General features: G+C 39.5%; 1 pseudogene. It reads left to right on the top strand.

The features are described from left to right. Positions 1 to 398: 398 nt before the first annotated feature. A pseudogene (locus tag JMX50_RS13140) lies at positions 399 to 1232 on the top strand (hypothetical protein); the annotation flags it as partial.

Below are 1232 nucleotides of genomic sequence, written 5' to 3' on the forward strand. Positions count from 1 at the left end.
CTTCATTATTTTCCTTAAATTAGTCTAACTATTCTTATAAAACATAGGAAATACTCAATTTACTCTAAAAAAGTGATGATTATCTTACTTTCTCTAAAAAATGACGAAATACATGGAAATGCATCATTGATTATCGTAATTATTTTAATTTGGATAACTATGAAAATACAAGAGTATCCTATATTCTTTTGTGCGTATATTGATACATATTTTCTCTATATAGCTCATTATATTCGCTTATAAGGATTAATTGGTAACTAAATATTACAGTGAACATTATTTCATTAATATTAATTGACTTTCTGTAGTGAATTTGTTTATGTATGCATGCAACTGGATTAAAGTTGTATCTTATTCGAAGTAACGGAATATCATAAACTCTTCATGGAGGAAGACGAATGTCGCCTAACTGTCATTCAATCTCAGCTGTAACAGCAGCAAAAAAACTAAATACACCACTCAAAGCCAGTGTGGTTCTCTTAAGTGCTATTATTCTAGCGTCATGTGTGACTAGTGGCGGAGATGATCCTATCACTCCGAAACCAACACCTGTGTTGCCAGGTACTGATACGGGAGGTGGAGCTGGTAATATAACTGAGGCTGAAAAAGCTATTAAAGCGGCTGAGGCTAAAACCAAAGCAGCAGAAGAAGCGCTTAAAGTAGCAGAAGCCAAAACCAAGGCAGCAGAAGAAGCGCTTAAAACAGCAGAATTGAAGTTTGGAGAGGAATCAGAAAAAGCAGCAGAAGCATCGAAGACAGCAATTGATGCAGCAAGAGCAGAAGCAGTACAGGCAAAAGCAGCAGCAGAAGCTGCAAGAGTCGAAGCAGTAGCAAAAATTGAAGCCGCTGCAAAAGCATCTAAAGAAGAAGTGGATGCAGCCAAAAAGATAGCTAGTGAAGCAGTAGCAAAAGTTAAAGACGCTGAAGAAAAAGCAAAAGCTGCAGATCTTCGTGCTACGGTAGCAGCGGCCAAAGCTAAAGAAATTGAAGAGTCACTTAAAGCAGAAATAGCGGCTAAAAAGGCAGCAGAAGAAGCCAAAGAGCTGGCGCAAGCAGCAGAAAATGCTGCTAAAGATGCTAAAGTAAAAGCAGAACAAGCAGCGCAAGCCGCCAAAGCGCAGGCAGAGCTTGAGAAACAAAAAGCGGCCACTGCGCAAGCAGAAGCGGATAAAGCCAAAGGTGAGTTAATCACCGCACAGGATAAGTTAGCGGCTGCAGAGAAAGCCCTAGCA

This window comes from Psychrobacter maritimus (genome assembly GCF_904846345.1).
Lineage (GTDB): Bacteria > Pseudomonadota > Gammaproteobacteria > Pseudomonadales > Moraxellaceae > Psychrobacter > Psychrobacter maritimus.